Origin of the sequence: Bradyrhizobium centrolobii (assembly GCF_001641635.1) — a bacterium.
Classification (GTDB): domain Bacteria; phylum Pseudomonadota; class Alphaproteobacteria; order Rhizobiales; family Xanthobacteraceae; genus Bradyrhizobium; species Bradyrhizobium centrolobii.
The window spans coordinates 92,486-108,432 of sequence record NZ_LUUB01000101.1 but is presented as its reverse complement, the minus strand read 5'-3'; the positions used below and the strand labels follow the sequence as shown (position 1 = coordinate 108,432).

The window sequence follows — 15,947 nt, the reverse complement described above, 5'->3', positions numbered from 1 at the left end:
TGTGGCAGGCAGGGTTTGGCTCGGCGATGAAAGGGGCCGTGAGGAGCGATCACGCAACCCGTCCACGCCTTCCTCGCGGAAGCGCTTGACCCATTTGGCAACCGTTTTCGCTGTCACGTTGAACTGGAGCGCGGCTGCGGCCTTCGTAAGGCCACCTTCGACCACACTCCGCACCATGGCCTCTCGACCTTTCGGCGTCAGAGGCGCATTCTTATGGGTGTCCATTCGGTTCTCCCCTCGGAATCTGAAGCTTCAGCAACCTCAGCTTCCTCGGTCAGGGCCGAATGGACAACCTCCTGAAAGCTCACACCTAGAGCGGGATTTGTTCAGGTGGAATCGATTGGGCCACGGGCTCACTCGACCTCTCCCGCTTGCGGGGGAGGCATAGGCCGTCTTCGGCGGCCGTCCTTAAGGGACGCCGAGGCGAAGCCTCGGCTATGGCGAAGCGCCGGGTGGGGGCTCTCTCCGCACAGGGAGTGTCCATTGTGGATGCACCCCCGCCCCAGCCCTCCCCCGCAAGCGGGAGAGGGAGCGTACCTCCTTCGCGGCAGCAACCGATCCTAATCCCGTCACGTTCTACGCCGCGTAGGTCGCGCGGCGTTTCTTCGGGTCGAGCAGCGCCAGCACGTGCTCGGCCGTTACCGGCCGGCCGATGAGATAGCCCTGGACTTCGTCGCACTGGGTCTGGCGCAGATATTCGAGTTGATCGGCGGTCTCGACGCCCTCCGCGACCACGCCGATCCGCAAGTCGCGCGCGAGGGCGATCACCGACTTCACGATCGCGGCGCAGTCCGGCTGTGCCAGCATGTCACGTATGAAGGATTGGTCGATCTTGATGCGGCTGAACGGCAGCTTGCGCAAATAGGTCAGTGACGAGAACCCGGTCCCGAAATCGTCGAGCGCCACCGTGACGCCGAGCTGCAGCAGCGCGTTCAGGATCGAGGCCGCCGAACCATATTTCGACAGCAGCATCGACTCCGTGATCTCGATCTCGAGCCGGTGTGGGGCGATTTTCGCGTCAGCAAGCGCCTGCACGATGGTCTGGAGGATTCCCGTGTTGTGAAACTGCGCCGCGGAGAAATTCACGGCGACCCTGATCTCCTCCGGCCAGTCGCCCAGCGTCGCGCAGGCGCGCCGGATGACCCATTCGCCGATCTCGTGGATCAACCCGGTCTCCTCGGCGATCGGGATGAATTCGCTCGGCGGCACCAGTCCGCGCGAGGGATGCTGCCAGCGCAGCAGCGCCTCGAAGCCGGTGATCCGGCTTTCGCCGAGGTTGAGGAATGGCTGATAGACCAGGAACAGCTCATTGCGCGCGATCGCGCCTTCGAGATCCGATTGCAATGCCTTGCGGTCGCGCGACGCCCTGTCGTCACTGACCTCGAAGAAGCAGACCGTGCCGGGTCCGGCCTTCTTGGCGCGGTAGAGCGCGGTGTCGGCATTCTTCATGATGTCCAGCGTCGTGTTGCCGTCGCGCGGCGCCAGCACGATGCCGACGCTGGTCGCGCCGACGATCTCTCGCCCCTCGATCGTAAACGGCTCGGCGAACGCCGCGACGAAGCGTTCGGCGATCTCGAGCGCATCCTCCGGCCGTGCCAGGTTCGCCATCACCAGCGCGAACTCGTCGCCGCCGATGCGCGCGACATGCTCGGCCGCGCGGGTGCAGCGTTGCAGACGGCTTGCGATCTGGACCAGGAATTCGTCGCCGGCGGGATGGCCGAACTTGTCATTGATCTCCTTGAAGCGGTCGAGGTCGAGGAGAAGCACCGCGAATTCCTCGCCGGACAGGGCCAGCCTCTTCAGGGCGGCGTCGAGCGTCTCGTTGAAGGCAAAACGGTTGGGCAGATGGGTCAGAGGGTCCTGCCGGACCGTGCATTCCGTCTCGATCTGCCGCATCACGCGCCGCGCGAACGCGAACGAATTGACGAACACGCCGCGCAGCAGCACGGATCCATAGACCACCACCAGGATGGCGATCAGCAGATACGCCACATCGTCGCTTCGGCCGAGACAGATGGCGATGCCGAGGAAAAGGGGGAACGTGAAGGCGATCGCCGCGATCGGGATCGTGGCGAAGGCGAGCGCGCCGCCGGCCAGCATTCCTGAGCACAGGCATGTGATGACGAGCTTTCCGCCAGTCTCGGCGTTGGCGAAGAAGGCGACCGGCACGATGCCCCAGGCGGTGCCAAGGAGAAAAGCATTCCGCACCAGCCGCTGCACGGCACGGCGGGACACGAATTGCGGCTTGGTGATGCGGCGCGATGCGTGGGATTGCAGGCCGAACGCGATCGCGGCGCCGGCCACGACGACCGCCCAGGCCAAAGCGAGCGTCCAGTCCGGCGAGTTCCAGAGCGCGATGGCGAGCACGGCCGCGTTGCAGGCGTTGGCGAGCATGATGCCGACCGAATAGCCGAGCACGAGCGACATCTGCTCGGCGCGGATATGGCCGGCGACGGCTTCGTCGGTTGCGGGTCCGCCAAATGCGGACAGATCGCCGGCAAACAGCCGTGCGAGATACGAGGTCAGTTGGGTCCGCATTCAAGAGCCTGCAGCAGCTTGGCCGATTTTCCGGCTCGACCCGGAGAATTCGCTGCAAACCTTTGACGAACTATGAATTATCCCCGCTGCCCCGCATCGTCCTGACCACTTCTGCGTGTCCAAGCCGCGGTATCGATAACAAATCGATACAAATGCGCGTCGACATCTGCGAGGGCCATACGCTGAACGGTGGGCACGGACCGATGAGCCTTTGCCTACCTTATGACCGCTGTCATCGCCCGCGAAGGCGGGCGATCCGGTATTCCAGAGACGGCGACGCCGCGGCGTACTGGATGCCCCGCCTTCGCGGGGCATGACAGCGGAATTGGCGGCCCCCTTTCCCTAACATCGTCGACGTAGCGTGGGCAAAGCGAAGAGCACCTAGCGCTTGCGTTTCCGCGCCGCGATCAGCGCCCCGGTTGCTTCGGATCGTAATAAAATCGCTCTTCGATCAGCGTATCGCCCCGCCAGGTCTGCCAGGCGATCTCCTCGAGCGTCCGCGTGACGCCTTCGGCATTGGTGAAACTGAAGGTCCAGCGGGAGGCGACGTTGTCGCCCTCGATCAGGCTCGGCCCGATGCGGACGGCCTTGACCTCCTTGAAAGCGGCGAGCACGCCGCGTTCCTTCGCTGCCAGTTGTTCCAGCCCGACCGTTGGAGCGGCATTGTTTTCATAGGTGGCGGCGTCGGGCGCGTAGAAGTGCTCGATCGCGCCGACGAAATCCCCGGCCTCCAGCCGCTTTGCAAAGGCTTCCACGATCTCACGGCTCGGCATGCGACACCTCATGATTTAAAACCGACTGATAGTCGGTAAATACCGACCGTCAGTCGAAAAGTCAACTGGCCGCGTGCGCCGAATTCGACTAAAGCGGAATGGTTTTGCTGGAATCGATGCGAGCCGAGAAACTCAGAACACCTCTCCCGCAGGGAGAGGCAGAGGCCGCCTTTGGCGGCCGTTCTTGAATTAAAGGACGCCGAAGCGGTGCTTCGGCTATGTCGCATCGAAAGATGCGATCCGGGTGAGGGGTTACAGTCTCACTGAGCGCTGCGGCCCCTCACCCGGATTGCACTGGACGATGCTTCGCATCGTCAGGCGCAATCCGACTTCTCCCCGCTGGGGAGAGGTGAACCCGGACAGCCGACCCAATCTAATTTCATCACGCTTTAGACGAGACATATGGCGAAACAGGCGGAACGGCGGGCGGCGACATCGGAGGCGATCCTGACGGCGGCGCGCCGCCTGTTCGGGACGCAAGGCTTCGCCGCGACCACCATGGACGAGATCGCCGAAGCAGCCCACGTCGCCAAGGGTGCGGTCTATCATCACTTCAAGACCAAGGAGGCGGTGTTCGAGGCCGTGTTCAATCAGGTCTCGCATGACCTCGTGATCGAGATCGATCGCGCCGCACGGACGGAGAAGGACGTGCTTGCCGCAATGGTCGCCGGCACCCAGCATTATTTTGCCGCGACCGCCAAGGGGCCGACCGGCCAGATCATCCTGCGCGACGGCCCGGCGGTGCTGGGCTGGGAGCGCTGGCGCGAGATCGACGCGCAGCATTTCGGCGGCAAGCTGCCGCGCGCCATCGCGGCCGCCATGGAGACCGGCCTGATCGCGCGGCAGCCGGTCGAGCCGCTGGCGCGGCTGTTGCTCGGCGCCGTGACTGAAGCCGCGGTCGCCTGCGCCGGGCGTGCGGATATCGCAAGGGCCGGCGCGGAATATGCCCGTGCGTTCAAGTCGCTGGTCGAGGCGCTGCGCCTGCGCGCATGATTGTGCTAAGTGACGAATACGGAAACGCCTACACCAACCAACAACAAGAACCGCAAGACATGAACGCAAATTCCTCCCTCGCGCCGTCAGATCCCGAATTCGACTACATCATCGTCGGCGCCGGCTCTGCCGGCTGCGTGCTCGCCAACCGGCTGTCGGCGAACGGCAAGCACACCGTCCTGCTGCTCGAGGCGGGTCCGAAGGATGCCAACATCTGGATCCATGTGCCGCTCGGCTACGGAAAACTGTTCAAGGAGAAGAGCGTCAACTGGATGTACCAGACCGAGCCCGAGCCCGAGCTCAGGGGACGTCAGGTGTTCCAGCCGCGCGGCAAGACGCTGGGCGGATCGAGCTCGATCAACGGCCTGCTCTACGTCCGCGGCCAGCACGAGGACTATGACCGTTGGCGCCAGCTCGGGAACACCGGCTGGGGCTATGACGACGTGCTGCCTTATTTCAAGAAGGCGGAGAACCAGGCGCGCGGGCCTAACGAATTCCACGGCAGCAGTGGGCCGCTGCCGGTATCGGACATGATCCTGACCGATCCGCTGTCGAAGGCCTTCATCAATGCGGCCGTCCAGACCGGGCTGCCCTACAATCCCGACTTCAACGGCGCCAAACAGGAGGGCGTCGGCCTGTTCCAGACCACGACGCGCAACGGCCGCCGCGCCTCGACGGCGGTGGCCTATCTCGGCCCGGCCAGGACCCGCGGCAATCTCAAGATCGAGACTGGCGCGCTCGGCCAGCGCGTCCTGTTCGAGGGCCGTCGCGCGGTCGGCGTCGAGTACCGGCAGGGCGCGCAGGTGCGCCGCGCCCGGGCGCGCAAGGAAATCGTGCTGTCGAGTGGCGCCTACAACTCGCCGCAGCTGCTTCAGCTCTCCGGCGTCGGTCCCGCCGATCTCCTGCGCAAGCACGGCATCGACGTGGTGCTGGATGCGCAGGGCGTTGGGCACGATCTCCAGGACCACATGCAGGTCCGCATCGTGATGCGCTGCTCGCAGAAGATCACGCTGAACGACACAGTCAATCATCCGATCCGCCGGACGCTCGCCGGCGCGCGCTATGCGCTGTTCCGCAAGGGCTGGCTGACGATCGCAGCCGGTACCGCGGGCGCGTTCTTCAAGACCAGCCCGCGCCTCGCTTCCCCCGACATCCAGGTCCACTTCCTGCCCTTCTCGACCGACAAGATGGGCGAGAAGCTGCACGATTTCTCCGGCTTCACCGCATCGGTGTGTCAACTCCGTCCCGAAAGCCGCGGCAGCTTGCGCATCAGGAGCGCGGATCCGACCGTGCCGCCGGAAATCCGCATCAACTACATGTCGACCGAAACCGATCGCACGACCAACGTCGAAGCCCTGAAGATCCTGCGCAAGATCCTGGGCGCGCCGGCGATGAAGCCGTTCGTGGTCGATGAGGTCGATCCCGGTGCGAAGGTATCCACGGATGCGGAACTCCTGGATTTCTGCCGCGAGCGCGGCAGCACCATCTATCATCCGACCTCGACCTGCCGTATGGGCAATGATGCGCTGGCGGTGGTCGATCAGCGGCTGAAGGTGAAGGGCCTCGAGGGCGTTCGCGTCGTTGACGGTTCGATCATGCCGGACCTCGTGTCCGGGAATACCAACGCGCCGATCATCATGATCGCCGAGAAGGCCTCCGACATGATATTGGAGGATGCGCGCTAAATACGCGCGTTGAAAGGACAAGAGCTTGGCTATTCGACTACGGATCGGCACACGCAAGAGCGCGATGGCGCTGGCACAGACGGAGGAGATCGCGCGCCGCCTGACCGCCGCCGTGCCCGACATCGAGGTCGAGATCGTCAAGTTCGACACTACTGGCGATCTCGACCAGACCAGCAAGCTGTTGCCGCATGGCGGCAAGGGCGGCGCTTTCGTGGCGCAGATCCGTGCCGCCGTGCTATCGGGCGAATTGCAGGCGGCGATGCATTCGCTGAAGGACATGCCGGGCAATGAGGACACGCCGGGTCTTGTCATCGGCGCGACGCTGTCGCGCGATCCGCCCGGTGATGCGCTGGTGCTGCGCGAGGGCGTGACGCTCGAGGCGCTGCGCCAGTCGCGCGGCAAGGGCTTCAAGATCGGTACCAACGCCGTCCGCCGCGCCGCGTATGCACGGCGGTTGTTTCCGGAGGTGGAGGTGATCCACTTCCGCGGCGCCGCCGACACGCGCGTGCGCAAGCTCGACAATGGCGAGAAGCAGCGCCTGCCGGACGGCGGTGCGGTGGGACCCGCAGACGCGCTGATCATGGCGCGCTCGGGCCTCGATCGCGTCGGCCTTGCAAACCGCATTGCCTACGAGTTCTCGGCGGCGGAGATGCTGCCCGCGGCGGGCCAGGGCATCGTCGCGGTGGAATGTGCGGCACAGGACTGGCGGACGCGGAGCATCCTATCGTCGATTGATGATCCCGTCGCGCATGCCTGTGCCGATGCCGAGCGCGAGGTGCTGTGGGTGCTCAACGGCCATTGCAACTCGCCGGTTGCGGGCTTCTCCACGATCGATGGCGATCAGATGTCGCTGACTGCATCCGTGCTCGATCTCTCCGGCAACACCATCATCGAAGCCTTGCGGGCGGGCCCTGCCAACCGCCCGCGCGAGCTCGGCCGTGCGGTCGGGCTCGAACTGCTGGCCAAGGGGGCGGCAGAGATCATCGAGCGCAGCCGGCCGCGGTAAGCCTGCCGCGAGGCGACCTTCGGCGCGATCATGGAATCGTGCTCCTGTTTTGCCCGACGTGTCAAATGCCTTCAGCGCAGTTCGGAGCGCCTGGCGGGCGGGGCCGTTCTACTTTGCATGGGGTTGTTTTCGAGTTTTTTGTGGGACGCACGACCCCGGCCGCGGGGGAGAGCTGGAGAGGGGGTAGCCACAAGGAACGCTGGTGCTTGTGGCTACCCCCTCGCTGACCCTCCCCGCAAGGGGGGAGGGAACGGATGCAGCGTCAATGCGTCAGCCGCGCACGCGCTTCAGCATCTGCCCGACATGGGCGATCGGCGTTTCCGGCTGGATGCCGTGGCCGAGATTGAAGATCAGCCGTCCGTGCCCGAAATTCGCCAGCACGCTGTCGACGGCGCGGTCGAGCGCCTCGCCGCCGGTGACCAGCACCAACGGATCGAGATTGCCCTGCACCGCGACGCGCGTCTGCACGCGCTCGCGGATGAAGGTGGGCTCTGCCGTCCAGTCGATGCTGACGGCATTGACGCCGGTCGCTTCGACATACGCCGGCAGCTGCGCGCCGGCCCCACGGGGAAAGCCGATGATCTTGGCGTCCGGCACCTTGGCGCGCACGCCCGCGACGATGCGCCGCGTCGGGTCGATCGACCAGCGCGCGAACTCGGCCGGCGGCAGCACGCCGGCCCAGGTGTCGAAGATCTGCAACGCGTCGGCGCCTGCGGCGAGCTGCGCGAGCAGGTACTCGATCGAGTTGTCGACGAGGACGTCGATGATCTTCGCGAACGCCTCCGGATGCCGATAGGCCATCATCCGCGCCGGCGCCTGGTCCGGCGTACCGTGGCCGGCGACCATGTAGGTCGCGACCGTCCACGGCGCGCCACAGAAGCCGATCAACGCGACTTTGGAATCAAGCGTGCCGCGCACGATGCGTAACGCCTCGAACACCGGCGCGAGCTTGGTGAGATCGGCGCGCGGCGCCAGCGTGGCGACCTTGCCGGGATCATCCAGTGGCTCGAGTCGCGGACCTTCGCCAACCTCGAAGCGCACGGAGCGGCCGAGCGCGTAGGGGATCACGAGAATGTCGGAGAAGATGATCGCCGCATCGAAGCCGAACCGGCGGATCGGTTGCAGCGTGACCTCGGCGGCAAGTTCCGGAGAAAAGCAGAGATCGAGGAAGCCGCCCGCCTTGGCGCGAACCTCACGATATTCCGGCAGATAGCGGCCGGCCTGCCGCATCATCCAGACCGGCGGGATGACCTGGCGCTGGCCGGAGAGCACATCGATGAATGGCTTGGTCGCAGAATGGGGCACGAAGGGTCCTGATGCAGGTTTGCGGTTCCTGATACACCGCCGCAAGCGCCAGCGGAACAGGGGAACCTGCGCAAATGCGCCGCGTTGATCAGCCAATGGAGAAGATCATGGCTAAGACGTTCAATCCCGCGCCGCGCGACAAGCATGCCGAGGATCCGAACAAGGCGCTTGCCGCGGATCGCGAGACCCACGCGAAACTCGATGCCGGGCTGGTCGACACATTCCCTGCGTCCGATCCCGTCAGTGCCGCCCAGCCGACGCCGTCGAAGGCCGATGCTGAAGCAGACAACCCTTCGCGTCTGAGACAAGGTTAAGGTCATCTTCAGCTAGGGTTCGGGCCGGCCGATTTCCGATAGGCTTGATAACACCTTGTTAGCGATCCGCAGACGCTTGCGTCCGTAGGACTACGGAAAAGCCGCATATCGCGGTGAATCACCGCGGTAATTTCAGGGTTCAATAATAGAAGCGGCAGAGTTTCCGAACGATCGGAGAATCCTGCCGCATGACCGCCGTTACTCACAGAGCCGGGTGGAGCCGCCTGCCGTTGCGGGCGGCGGCGTTCGTCGTGCTGACTTGCACGGCGATCCTCGGCATCAGTGCCTGGCGCGAATGGACCGCGCGCGATGCAGTGCTCAGAGGTGCCGAAACGGAGATGGCGAACGTTGCGCGCTCCCTGACGCAGCACGCAGAGGACAGTCTCGATCTCCTTGATTCCGGGGTTGTGGGCGTCGTCAGCCGCCTGGAGATGGACGGCACCGATCCGGCCACGATCGGGAAGCTGCGAAACCTCCTGGAGGTGCGGAAAAAGGCGGTCCCGCGCATTCACAGCCTTGCCATCGTCGACGACAAGGGCAACTGGCTGACCAGCTCGGGTGCAGTCACCTCGACGCTCAGCGATGACGAATTCTTCCGTCATCAACAGTTCTCCCCGAAGCGGGAGGCCTATGTCGGCTCTCCCGTGAAGAGCCTTTTGGACGGCGAATGGGTCGTCACGCTGTCGCGCCGTTTCAACAGGCTGGACGGCAGCTTCGGCGGCGTCGTGCTGGCGACCATCAGCGCCAATTACCTCTCGCATTTCTACGAGCAGTTCGAGATCGGCCGCAACAGCTCGGTGACGCTGATGCATGGCGACGGCATGATCATCGCGCGCAACCCGAGCAACGACAAATTCGCGGGCCGCAGCGTCGCCGATACGCCGCTGTTCCGGGAACCCAGCCTGCAGCGGCCGGGCGGGGCCTATCATTTCAAGTCGCCGCTCGACGGCGTCGAGCGCGTCAGCTTCTTCAAGCGCAGCAGCCGCTACCCGCTCGTCCTGCTCTCCACCGTCGACAAGGAGGAGCTGCTTGCGCCGTGGCGCGCCGCGGCGATCTCGCGGATGCTCTACGTGCTCGCGCTGGTCCTGCTGATCGCGATCATCGGGGCCGTGTTGGTGCGGCAGTTGCAACGCGGCCAGCGCATGGCCGCGGCCCTCAGCGAGAAAGAGGCCCATTTCCGCCTGCTCGCCGAAGGCTCCAGCGACATGGTGACCCGCATCGGGCTCGACGAACGGCTGCGCTATGTCTCGCCTTCGTCGATTCGCGTCGTCGGCTGGCGCGCCAATCAGTTGATCGGCACGCCGGCGCTCGCCGGCATCAACTCGGAAGACCTGCCGCAGGTCCAGGCCATTGTCGATGCCATGAAGCGCGGCGAGAAGGACGAGGCACGGGTCACCTATCGCAACGTGCATCGGCAGAACGCCGAAGTCTGGCTCGAATCGACCATGCGGGTGACGCGCAAGGACAATGGCAGCGTCGACGGCGTGGTCGCGATCTCGCGCGACATCAGCGAGCAGAAGAAGCTGGAGACAAGGCTCGAGACCCTCGCGATCGAGGACAGCCTCACCGGGCTTGCCAACCGCCGACGCTTCGACGAACGGCTGAAGGAGGAGTGGTCGCGAGCCTATCGTGACCGTTCGAGCCTCGCCTTGCTGATGATCGACGTCGATCACTTCAAGGCCTACAATGACGAATATGGCCATCCCGCGGGCGATGCGTGCCTGCGCATGGTCGCGAAGATCCTCGCGGCCGAGATGCAGCGCACCGGTGATCTTGCGGCGCGCTATGGTGGCGAAGAGTTCGCCATGCTGCTGCCGAACACCGATGCGGCCGGCTGCGCGCGGATCGGCGAGCGGATTCGCCGGGCGATCCGCGAGGCAGGCCTCGTCCACATGTCCAACCAGGCGTCGGGCAGTGTCACCGCCTCGCTTGGCGGCGCGGCCAGCCGGCCGGCGTTCGAGCGCAGTGCAGGCGGGGCGTCGCTGGTCGAGGCCGCCGATCGCGCGCTCTACATCGCGAAGGCAGCCGGGCGCGACCGCTTGATGATGTCGGGCGAGGTGGCGAACCTGCTGCCCAGGGCCTCCGGCTTCTAAAGGCCTCCGGTTTCTAGTCTATCGGTTCAGTAGTGCGGCGGCCGCTCATTGGCGGGGCCCGGCGCATTCGCTTCGGCCTCCTGGAGACGTTCGGCGAGTTGCGCGATCTGCCGCGTCAGCGCGTCGATCTGCTTCCATTGTGCCGTAATGGTCTCGTTCAGGGATTCGATGGTGTTGTCCTGATAGGCGAGGCGCGTTTCCAGCGTGTCGATGCGTTCGCTGAGGATCTTGATCTCATTCGTCACGTGCCTGCCCCTTGTCCCGCTCGCGCAAGCCGTGGCCGAGCGCCACGCGCTCGTCGAACACGAAGCATTCGCCGCGCCAGCGGCTCTGCGCCTCCGGCACCTCTTCCAGATATTTCAGGATGCCGCCCTTGAGGTGATAGACCTCGGCAAAGCCGCGTGCGAGCAGATGCGCGCTCGCTTTCTCGCAGCGGATGCCACCAGTGCAGAACATCGCGATCCGGCGGTGTTTTGCGGGATCGAGCTGCTCTGCGGCAAACTCCTTGAACTGGCCAAAGCTCTTGATGCCGGGATCGACCGCGCCCTCGAATGTGCCCATCGCCACCTCGAACACGTTGCGGGTGTCGAGCAGCAGCGTGCCGGGCGCGGCGATCAGCGCGTTCCACTCAGTGGCGTCGACATAGATGCCGACCTGGCGCGTGGGATCGGCGGCCGCATCACCGAGCGTGACGATCTCCTTTTTCAACCGCACCTTCAGCCGGCCGAACGGCATCTCTTCGCTGGTTGAGAACTTCAATTCGAGATTGTCGAGCCGGCCGCCGAACATGTCGCCGTGTGCGAGCTCTTGGGCGAACGCGTCGATAGCATCGGATGTGCCTGCAATCGTGCCGTTGATGCCCTCGCGGGCCAGCAGCACGCTGCCCTTCAGGGACAGCCCGGCGCAGAACGTGCGCAGCGGCTCGCGCAGCTCGCGATAATCGGGCAGGGCGGCGAATTGGTAGAAGGCTGCGACCTTGTAAGTCATGCCGCCCGTTTAGCAGGCGGCCGGCGCCCGGAAAACCCGCAAGCGACCGGCCTATTCCCGCAGCGGATGGCAGCCCTTCCCTGGTATGCCAGCCATTGCCCCGCCGGGCCTGGATGTGTCATGTAGACCCGGTTTTTCGGGACGGCGCGCGAGCACGCGTGCCCGCGGCAAGAGAGCAAGAATTGGCATGAGAAACTTCCATTTCCCCGGCAGGTCCACGGTCCACGCCACCAATGCGATGGTGGCGACCTCGCATCCGCAGGCGAGCCTCGCCGCGATCGAGGTGCTGCGCGAGGGCGGCTCGGCGGCGGACGCGGCGGTCGCGGGCTCGGCGGTGCTGGGCGTGATCGAGCCGCAATCGACCGGCATCGGGGGCGACTGCTTCGCGCTGATCCAGCCGCGCGGTGAGGGCAAGATCATCGCCTATAACGGCTCCGGCCGGGCGCCGAAGGCGGCGAACGCCGACTGGTATCTCGAGCGCAAGATCAATTCCGTGCCGCTGACCTCGGCGCATGCGGTTTCGATCCCCGGCGTGGTCGACGCCTTCGCAACCGTGCTGCGCGACCACGGCAAGTTCGGCTTCGACCGCCTGCTGCAACCGGCGATCAAGGCGGCGGAGGAAGGCTATGTTGTCGCCCCCCGCATCGCCTTCGACTGGAAGAACCAGTTCGAGAAGCTGAAGAACGGCACCAACACCGAACGCTATCTCCTGCCGCACGGCAAGCCGCCAGTGGCCGGCGACGTCATCCGCCAGCCCGAGCTCGGCAAGACGCTGCGGGCGATCGCCAGGGACGGCCGCGACGCCTTCTACAAGGGCCCGATCGCGGAGGACATGGTCGAAACCCTGCGCGGAATCGGCGGCCTTCACACGCTCGACGATTTCGCCGCTCACGCCACCGAAGTGACGACGCCGATCGGCACCATGTACAAGGGCTACGACGTCTGGCAGTGCCCGCCGAACGGACCCGGCGTCACCATGCTGTTGATGCTGAACATCCTGTCGCGGTTCGACCTGACCAAGTTCGCTCCGCTGAGCATCGAGCGTTTCCATCTCGAGGCGGAAGCCGCGCGTATCGCCTACATGAATCGCGAGATGCATGTCGCCGATCCCGATCACATGAAGATCAACGTCGCCGAGATGCTCGCCAAGGGTTTTGCCGACGAGTACATCAGCAAGATCCGCATGGACGGCATGCTCGAGCTGCCGAACGTGGCGCCGCCGATGAATCCCTCGACCATCTACATCACGGTCGTGGACAAGGATCGCAACGTCTGCTCGTTCATCAACTCGATCGCGCATTCCTTCGGCTCGGCGATCGTCTCGAACAAGACCGGCGTCTTGTTCCAGAACCGCGCCGGCGGTTTCCGCATCCAGCCCGGCCATCCCAACTGCATCGCGGGCGGCAAGCGCCCGCTGCACACGATCATGCCGAGCCTGCTCACCAAGGGCGGCCGCTCGGTGATGCCGTTCGCCGTGATGGGCGGACAATATCAGCCGACCGGCCAGACCCATGTGCTGACCAACATCCTCGACTATGGCTGCGACGTGCAGGAGGCGATCGACATGCCGCGCGGCCTGCACTACGAGGGCCAGTACCAGCTCGAGGACAGCGTGCCGGCGACGATCGTCGAAGGCCTGAAGAAGCTCGGGCACAAGACGACGAGCGTGGTCGGCCCGCTCGGCGGTGCCCAGGCGATCTGGATCGACTGGGACAAGGGCACGCTCACCGGCGGCTCCGATCCGCGCAAGGACGGCTGCGCGCTCGGCTATTGATCGCCGCTTATTGATCAATCCTGCGCGAGTTGATCAATCCTGCGCGAGGCGAAGTTCCTCGCGCATGATCAGGAAAAGTTGACGGCCGATGATGCAGCATTTGCTGCCTCACCTGGTCGTGTTCGGAACGGAGCTCATTGCCCCAAGTTAAGGGCGATGAGCGGTGCAGGCGTGCGCTGCTTTCTCGAAAGCGGCGGAGGCCGTCATGCCCGACAATTCAAGTTCCAGACAATCCGGATTCGATCGGCGCGCCTTCATGGCCGGCGCGGCCGGCGGCGCGCTCGTCCCGCTCACCGCCCGCGCGGCCGCGCAAGATGCGAGCGCGCCGGCTGCCCAGGATCCCTCGCTTCCCGTCGACGTCACGCTGCGGGTGAACGGCGCGGACAAGCGCCTCCACATCGATGCGCGGACCACAGTGCTCGATGCGCTCCGCGAGCATCTTGGTCTCACCGGCAGCAAGAAAGGGTGCGACCACGGCCAGTGCGGCGCCTGTACGGTGCTGATCGGCGATCGGCGGGTGGTGTCATGCCTGACGCTCGCGCTCGCGGCAGAAGGCCAGGAGATCACCACGATCGAAGGGCTTGCCACGAACGATCGCCTGCATCCGATGCAGCAGGCTTTCGTCGACAACGACGCCTTCCAGTGCGGCTATTGCACGCCCGGACAGATCATGTCCGCCGTCGCCTGCGTCAAGGAGGGGCACGCCAACAGCGAGGCCGATATCCGCGAATATATGAGCGGCAATATCTGTCGCTGTGCCGCCTATCCCAACATCGTCGCGGCCGTGAAGCAGGCCGCGCCCGAGATCATGAAAGGCTAGGCACATGCGATCCTTCCAATATCAGAGAGCGACGGACCCGAACATGGCCGTGCAGGCGCTCAGCGCAGCCGCGACGGCGACCAATCCGCTGACCCAGGCCACGGCACAGCCGCTTGCGGGCGGCACGACGCTGATCGACCTGATGAAGCTAGATGTGATGCGGCCTGCCGCGATCGTCGATATCAACCCGCTGTCGCGAAGCTGGTCGGCGATCGAGCTGAATAGCGACGGCTTGCGGCTCGGCGCGCTCGCAAAGATGTCGGACGTTGCCGCGCATGCCGAAATCCAGCGCAGCTATCCGGTGATCGCGAATTCCCTGAAGCTCGCCGCCAGCGCGCAGTTGCGCAACATGGCGACGCTGGGCGGCAACGTGATGCAGCGGACGCGCTGCAGCTATTTCCGAGACATTTCTTACGAGAATTGCAACAAGCGCAATCCCGGTTCCGGCTGTGCCGCGATGGACGGATTCAACCGGATGCACGCGGTGCTCGGCACCTCCGATCAGTGCATCGCTTCCTATCCCGGCGATTTCGCTCAGGCGCTGATTGCGCTCGATGCCACGGTCGAGATCACCGGCAAGTCCGGCATCCGCAGCATGCCGTTCGCAGAGCTGCACAAGGCGCCCGGCAATTCGCCGGAGATCGAGACGACGCTCCAGCCCGGCGAGCTGATCTCGGCCTTCGCCGTCCGGGGGCGCTGGCCGCGTTCGGTGTATCTGAAGACGCGCGACCGGCAGTCCTATGAATTCGCCCTGTCGTCGGCCGCGGTTGCGCTCGACGTGCAGGACGGCACGATCAGGGACGCGCGCGTTGCGCTCGGCGGTGTCGCCACCGTGCCCTGGCGCGCGCGCGAGGCGGAGGCGCTGCTGAAGGGACGGAAATTCGACGACGAGCTGGCGCGGCGTGTCGCGGATGCCGCTTTCGCAGAGGCGAGGGGCCGCCGGCACAACAGCTTCAAGATCGCGCTCGGCAAGCGCGTGGTCACGCACGCGCTCCAGCAGGCCGTAACGATGGAGATCTGACCATGACGACTGCCGCTCCCGAGCCGAAGGCGAATATGGGCCAGCCCGTGCCGCGCTATGAAGCGGTTTCAAAGGTGACGGGGCGCGCGACCTATGCGTCCGACATGCCGCTGGCGAACCCGGCATACGCATTCCTGGTCACGAGCGCGATCGCCAAAGGGCGTATCGACAGCTTCGACCTCGACGATGCCAGACGCGTCCGCGGTCTGATCGATATCGTCACGCACGACAACGCGCCGAGGCTGAAGGACTCAAAACTCTTCAGCAATGGCGGCTATGCGGGCACCACCATCCAGCCGCTGAAGTCGGCCGACATCGCGCATGACGGCCAGATCATCGCGGTTGTCGTTGCCGAAAGCTATGAGGCGGCGCGCGAGGCTGCGAACAGGATCAAGGTCAACTATACGGCCGCAATGCCCAGCGCGACCTTCGACTCGCCGGGAACGACGACGGCGGCGGCAAAGGGCCAGAGTGCGCAATTCAAGGAAGACCCGAAGGTCGGCGATTTCGCCAGGGCGTTCGATGAAGCCGACGTCAAGCTCACGGCGTCGTACGATACGCCGACGCAGCACCACAATCCGATGGAGCTGTTTGCGACGAGCTGCGTCTGGATCGGCGACAACCTCGTCATCTACGAG

Annotated in this window: 13 protein-coding genes and 2 pseudogenes; 9 read left to right on the top strand and 6 right to left on the bottom strand. The window is 65.0% G+C overall.

The genetic code is table 11. The annotated features are described in order from the left end of the window. From AYJ54_RS48270 to AYJ54_RS37095, 3 genes are all read right to left on the bottom strand, one after another. Positions 1 to 225 (bottom strand): leucine zipper domain-containing protein (locus AYJ54_RS48270; protein ID WP_145929183.1); only part of this gene is annotated, 225 nt, incomplete at its 3' end. Positions 226 to 576: 351 nt separating this feature from the next. Then, positions 577 to 2,538, bottom strand: a complete 1,962-nt coding sequence (locus AYJ54_RS37100) for a putative bifunctional diguanylate cyclase/phosphodiesterase (RefSeq protein ID WP_063707109.1) — start codon at positions 2,536 to 2,538, stop codon at positions 577 to 579. A gap of 407 nt (positions 2,539 to 2,945) precedes the next feature. Further along, a complete protein-coding gene (locus AYJ54_RS37095) occupies positions 2,946 to 3,311 on the bottom strand; it encodes a nuclear transport factor 2 family protein (RefSeq protein WP_063707107.1) in 366 nt (121 codons plus the stop codon). A gap of 402 nt (positions 3,312 to 3,713) precedes the next feature. On the opposite strand from AYJ54_RS37095, the gene AYJ54_RS37090 reads away from it, so the two are divergent. Genes AYJ54_RS37090 through hemC form a run of 3 tightly spaced genes read left to right on the top strand, consistent with a single transcriptional unit; the run spans position 3,714 to position 6,995 of the window. Then, on the top strand, positions 3,714 to 4,304 hold the full coding sequence (locus AYJ54_RS37090) for a TetR/AcrR family transcriptional regulator (protein WP_063707105.1): 591 nt from the start codon (positions 3,714 to 3,716) through the stop codon (positions 4,302 to 4,304). Positions 4,305 to 4,363: 59 nt separating this feature from the next. Next, the gene (locus AYJ54_RS37085; RefSeq protein ID WP_063707103.1) at positions 4,364 to 5,989 is read left to right on the top strand and encodes a GMC family oxidoreductase; all 1,626 of its coding nucleotides are present in this window, start codon (positions 4,364 to 4,366) and stop codon (positions 5,987 to 5,989) included. Between the two features lie 25 nt (positions 5,990 to 6,014). After that, complete coding sequence (hemC, locus tag AYJ54_RS37080) at positions 6,015 to 6,995, top strand: hydroxymethylbilane synthase (RefSeq protein WP_082906021.1); 981 nt, start codon at positions 6,015 to 6,017, stop codon at positions 6,993 to 6,995. Between the two features lie 270 nt (positions 6,996 to 7,265). Here the strand turns inward: hemC and hemE are convergent, their stop codons facing one another. Continuing rightward, a complete protein-coding gene (hemE, locus tag AYJ54_RS37075) occupies positions 7,266 to 8,300 on the bottom strand; it encodes a uroporphyrinogen decarboxylase (RefSeq protein WP_063707134.1) in 1,035 nt (344 codons plus the stop codon). Positions 8,301 to 8,407: 107 nt separating this feature from the next. Between hemE and AYJ54_RS37070 the strand changes: the two are divergent. Together AYJ54_RS37070 and AYJ54_RS37065 are read left to right on the top strand one after the other, a co-directional pair. Next, positions 8,408 to 8,630 (top strand): annotated as a pseudogene (locus AYJ54_RS37070) (hypothetical protein). Between the two features lie 172 nt (positions 8,631 to 8,802). Beyond that, positions 8,803 to 10,707, top strand: coding sequence for a sensor domain-containing diguanylate cyclase (locus AYJ54_RS37065; RefSeq protein WP_063707099.1), 1,905 nt, complete (start codon positions 8,803 to 8,805; stop codon positions 10,705 to 10,707). A gap of 26 nt (positions 10,708 to 10,733) precedes the next feature. Here the strand turns inward: AYJ54_RS37065 and AYJ54_RS37060 are convergent, their stop codons facing one another. Then, on the bottom strand, positions 10,734 to 10,952 hold the full coding sequence (locus AYJ54_RS37060; RefSeq protein WP_063707097.1) for a SlyX family protein: 219 nt from the start codon (positions 10,950 to 10,952) through the stop codon (positions 10,734 to 10,736). Beyond that, entirely contained in the window at positions 10,942 to 11,694 is a 753-nt protein-coding gene (trhO, locus tag AYJ54_RS37055; RefSeq protein WP_063707095.1) for an oxygen-dependent tRNA uridine(34) hydroxylase TrhO, read from the bottom strand. The genes AYJ54_RS37060 and trhO overlap by 11 nt, the downstream gene beginning before the upstream one ends. Before the next feature lie 187 nt (positions 11,695 to 11,881). Between trhO and ggt the strand changes: the two genes are divergently transcribed. From ggt to AYJ54_RS53050, 4 genes and pseudogenes are all read left to right on the top strand, one after another. Then, entirely contained in the window at positions 11,882 to 13,468 is a 1,587-nt protein-coding gene (ggt, locus tag AYJ54_RS37050; RefSeq protein WP_063707094.1) for a gamma-glutamyltransferase, read from the top strand. Positions 13,469 to 13,724: 256 nt separating this feature from the next. Next, positions 13,725 to 14,288 (top strand): (2Fe-2S)-binding protein, encoded by a 564-nt coding sequence (locus tag AYJ54_RS37045; RefSeq protein ID WP_136624196.1) that lies wholly within the window; start codon positions 13,725 to 13,727, stop codon positions 14,286 to 14,288. Positions 14,289 to 14,292: 4 nt separating this feature from the next. After that, on the top strand, positions 14,293 to 15,309 hold the full coding sequence (locus tag AYJ54_RS37040; protein WP_063707092.1) for an FAD binding domain-containing protein: 1,017 nt from the start codon (positions 14,293 to 14,295) through the stop codon (positions 15,307 to 15,309). Positions 15,310 to 15,311: 2 nt separating this feature from the next. Then, a pseudogene (locus AYJ54_RS53050) lies at positions 15,312 to 15,947 on the top strand (molybdopterin cofactor-binding domain-containing protein); the annotation flags it as partial.